Annotated in this window: 5 protein-coding genes; 2 read left to right on the top strand and 3 right to left on the bottom strand. The window is 77.9% G+C overall.

All coding sequences use genetic code 11. From position 1 onward, the window contains the following. Both HGCM_RS19810 and HGCM_RS08780 read right to left on the bottom strand, forming a co-directional pair. The coding region (locus tag HGCM_RS19810; RefSeq protein WP_218917042.1) for a hypothetical protein at positions 1-243 on the bottom strand (243 nt) is incomplete at its 3' end. 54 nt (positions 244-297) lie between these two features. Continuing rightward, the gene (locus HGCM_RS08780; RefSeq protein ID WP_019136477.1) at positions 298-1,206 is read right to left on the bottom strand and encodes a DUF3152 domain-containing protein; all 909 of its coding nucleotides are present in this window, start codon (positions 1,204-1,206) and stop codon (positions 298-300) included. A 48-nt stretch (positions 1,207-1,254) separates the two neighbouring features. Between HGCM_RS08780 and HGCM_RS08775 the strand changes: the two genes are divergently transcribed. Together HGCM_RS08775 and HGCM_RS08770 are read left to right on the top strand one after the other, a co-directional pair. Then, on the top strand, positions 1,255-1,923 hold the full coding sequence (locus tag HGCM_RS08775) for a TetR/AcrR family transcriptional regulator (RefSeq protein ID WP_019136476.1): 669 nt from the start codon (positions 1,255-1,257) through the stop codon (positions 1,921-1,923). 77 nt (positions 1,924-2,000) lie between these two features. Continuing rightward, positions 2,001-2,225 carry a DUF3107 domain-containing protein gene (locus HGCM_RS08770; protein WP_019136475.1) on the top strand — a complete coding sequence of 75 codons (225 nt, stop codon included), beginning with the start codon at positions 2,001-2,003 and terminating at the stop codon, positions 2,223-2,225. Between the two features lie 54 nt (positions 2,226-2,279). Here HGCM_RS08770 and HGCM_RS08765 read toward each other — a convergent pair whose 3' ends face one another. After that, a complete protein-coding gene (locus HGCM_RS08765) occupies positions 2,280-3,026 on the bottom strand; it encodes a ferritin-like fold-containing protein (RefSeq protein ID WP_019136474.1) in 747 nt (248 codons plus the stop codon). Positions 3,027-3,106: the final 80 nt, after the last annotated feature.

Here is a 3,106-nt window from a genome sequence, read left to right as displayed (position 1 = left end):
GGTGGTGCGGCCCGTGCCCGGCGCGCCCAGGACGAGCAGCGCCGGCTCGGCCCCGTCCACGACGGCCCGGACCACCCGCGCCTGGTCCTCGTCGAGCGTCACCGGGGCGCCCGGCCCGCTCGTCGGCACGTCCGCGAGCGCCGGACGCACGAGCTGCAGGCGGGTGCCCGCCGCCGCCCCCGGGGTCGCCGGGCCGTCGGCCGACCGGCGCGCGGCGCGGTCGGCGGAGACGGTGGGGGTCACGCCGGACATCCCATCACGCGCCCCCGACAGGTCCGCGACCGCAGGCGCGTCGTGTCAGGGGTGCGGCCAGGGGTTCGGCTCGCACGGCGCGACGGCGAGCGTCTGCTGCTGCATGACGGGTGCGAGCCGGCCGGCCCCCGGGCAGGCCTCGTGCGGGTGGCCGAGCAGGTGGCCGACCTCGTGGTTGACGACGTACTGCCGGTAGCGCGCCCGGTCGGGGAACTCGTCGGTCGCCCGCGCCCACCGCGCGTAGTTGATGACGGCGCGCCCCTCGCGCCCGCAGCTGACCGTCCCCTCGGTCTGCAGCGGCGCGCACAGCCGGTCGACCTCGTCGGGCGAGGCCAGCACCACGCGCAGGTCGGCTCCGCCGTCGACGCGCGCGAACGACAGGCGTCCGTCGGCGCCCCAGCCCCGGGGGTCGTTGAGGGTCCGCATCACCGCCGCGGCGAACGCCCTGCCGTCGACCGGCAGCCCCTGCTCGACCTCGACGCGCACCCGCAGCACCTCGCCCTGCCCGGGGCCGGCGTCCTCGCCCGTGACGACGACGAGGTCGCCCGTCGCCGAGCGCGGCACCTGCGCGGACAGCAGCCCGGCACGCACGTCGTCGGCCGACAGCCCGGGCGGCACGGTCGGCGTGGGGGCGGGCGTGGGAGTGGGCGTGGGGGTGGCCGCGGGCACCGCCGTCGGCGTCGGCACGACGATCGCGAGGGCGTCCGCCTGGGGGGTGCCGAGCGGCCCGTCCGCCGACCGCTGCTCGGCCGCCGGGGGCCAGGGCACCGCCGCGCCGCTGCCGCCGGCCGTCGTCAGGGCCAGCGCGGCACCCGTGACCATCGCGAGGACGACCGCCGGGACCGTCAGGGCCGCGCGCAGGGTGCGCGGGGCGACCCACGGCGCGGGGCTCGCCCCGACCCGCCCGGGCGGCTCGTGCCCGCCGGGCGACCGTGCGCCGTCGTCGGTCCCCATCCGCGACATCCTGGCACCGCGGGCGCCGCGCGTCGCTACCATCGCGCCATGAACCCGTCCGAGGACGCCGGACCGCTGCGGGCCCGCGGGCCCCGGATGGCCCGGGACGAGCGCCGCGCGCAGGTGCTGCGGATCGCCCAGGACCTGTTCTCCACCGAGGGGTACCACCACGTCTCGATGGACGACATCGCGGACCGCGCCGAGGTCAGCAAGCCCGTGCTGTACCGGCACTTCCCCTCGAAGCTCGACCTGTACCTGGCCGTCGTCGACCAGCGCGGCGCCGCGCTCCTGGCGGCGGTCGAGGAGGCCGTGGCACCCGTCCAGAGCGGCCGGGTGCAGCCCGGCGACGGGCGCCAGGTCATCGGCGCCGTGGTGCGCGCGTACATGGAGTTCGTCGAGGCGGCCGGCAGCTCCGCGAGCCTGCTGTTCGAGTCCGACGTGACGCGCGACCAGGACGTGCGCGCCCGCGTCGAGCACGCGTCGAGCGAGGTGGCCCGCCGGATCGCCGGGCTGCTCGCCGACGTCACCGGGCTAGGGGAGGACGAGTGCACGACGCTCGCCGCCGCCCTCATCGCCTTCTCCCAGGGCGCCGCGACGCACCGGATGCGCCAGCCCAGCACGCTGGGGCGCGAGGACGCGGCCGAGCTCATGACCCAGCTGCTCTGGGCCGGGGTGCAGAGCCTGGTCCGGGCCGACTTCCGCTACGGGGACGCATAGGATCGTCGCGTCGGGGCGCAGGCCCCGCGGTGGCCGCCGACGGCGGCCCACCCGGTGGAGGAGGACGAGGAGTGAGCGTGGAAGTCACGATCGGCGTGCAGAACCTGGCGCGGGAGATCGTCCTGGAGAGCGACGAGACGCCCGAGCAGATCGCCGCCGCCGTCTCCGCGGCCCTCTCGGGCCGCCCGGCGCTGGAGCTCACCGACACCCGCGGGCGACGCATCATCGTCCCGACGGCGACGATCGGCTACGTCGAGATCGGCTCCGAGGCCAAGGCCCGCGTCGGCTTCGGCACCCTCTGACGAGGAGCCGCCCGGGGCGGGCTCGCCGGCGTCGCAGGACCCCGGCGGGCCGCCTCAGGCCGTGAGGCCCAGGCGGCTCATCCGCCGCGTGTGCTGCGCGGTGAGCTCGCCGAACACCTTCGCCCCCTCGACGGCCGCCGACCCGTCCCCGGTGGGGGCGGCCGGCGCGTCGGCGTCGGCGGACTGGGCCCGGGCCTGCTGGGCGCGCTGCACGAGCCGCGCGAGGGGCGGCCGCTGCGAGAGCAGGCCCTGGACGACGCTCAGCGCCTCGCCGACGATCCGGCGGCCCCACAGGGCGAGCCGCGACGAGAGCGCCCCGTCCTGCGAGCCCGCGGCGTCGAGCTCGGCGACCGCGAGCTCCGCGTGCGAGGCGTCGTCCAGCACCGCCAGGACGAGCTCGCGCGACTGCGGGTCGAGGGCCTCGGCGGCGAGCCGGCAGAAGTCGTCGGCCACGCCGTAGCCGACGTAGACCTTGAGCAGCCGCTCCCACCAGGTGCTCGGCTGCGTCCGGGCGTCGAACTCGTCGAGCACGTCGTCGTACTGGCGCAGCGCGGTCACGGGGTCCCCGCCCAGCTCCTGCACCCGGGCGAGCACGCGGTCCCGCCGGGACACGGCCTCGGCGGCGAGGCGGCTCAGCTCCAGGCGCTGCTCGAGGGTCGGCGCCAGCGCGGAGTCCGCGGCCATGCGGGCGAACGCGGTGTGCTCCAGCTGGGCGACGAGGGCGAGCAGGTCGATCGCGTCGCGCACCTCGAGCGGGGCCGGTGCGGCGGGGGCGTAGGCCGGACGCGAGGGGGTCGTCATCCGACCGATTCTAGGGCGCCGGCCCGCGCGGCGACGCCCGAACGCGGGTGACCGCGGCGGCGCCGGCGCGCGCTCGCGTG

It is taken from the genome of Cellulomonas massiliensis JC225, assembly GCF_000312005.1.
In the GTDB taxonomy this organism is placed as follows: domain Bacteria; phylum Actinomycetota; class Actinomycetes; order Actinomycetales; family Cellulomonadaceae; genus Cellulomonas; species Cellulomonas massiliensis.
This window is presented reverse-complemented; position numbering and strand designations above follow the sequence as displayed.

Excerpts from the sequence above, each read along its gene's own strand:
- HGCM_RS08775 (WP_019136476.1), top strand. The coding sequence starts at position 1,255 with ATGAACCCGTCCGAGGACGCCGGACCGCTGCGGGCCCGCGGGCCCCGG.
- HGCM_RS08780 (WP_019136477.1), bottom strand. The coding sequence starts at position 1,206 with ATGGGGACCGACGACGGCGCACGGTCGCCCGGCGGGCACGAGCCGCCC.
- HGCM_RS08765 (WP_019136474.1), bottom strand. The coding sequence starts at position 3,026 with ATGACGACCCCCTCGCGTCCGGCCTACGCCCCCGCCGCACCGGCCCCG.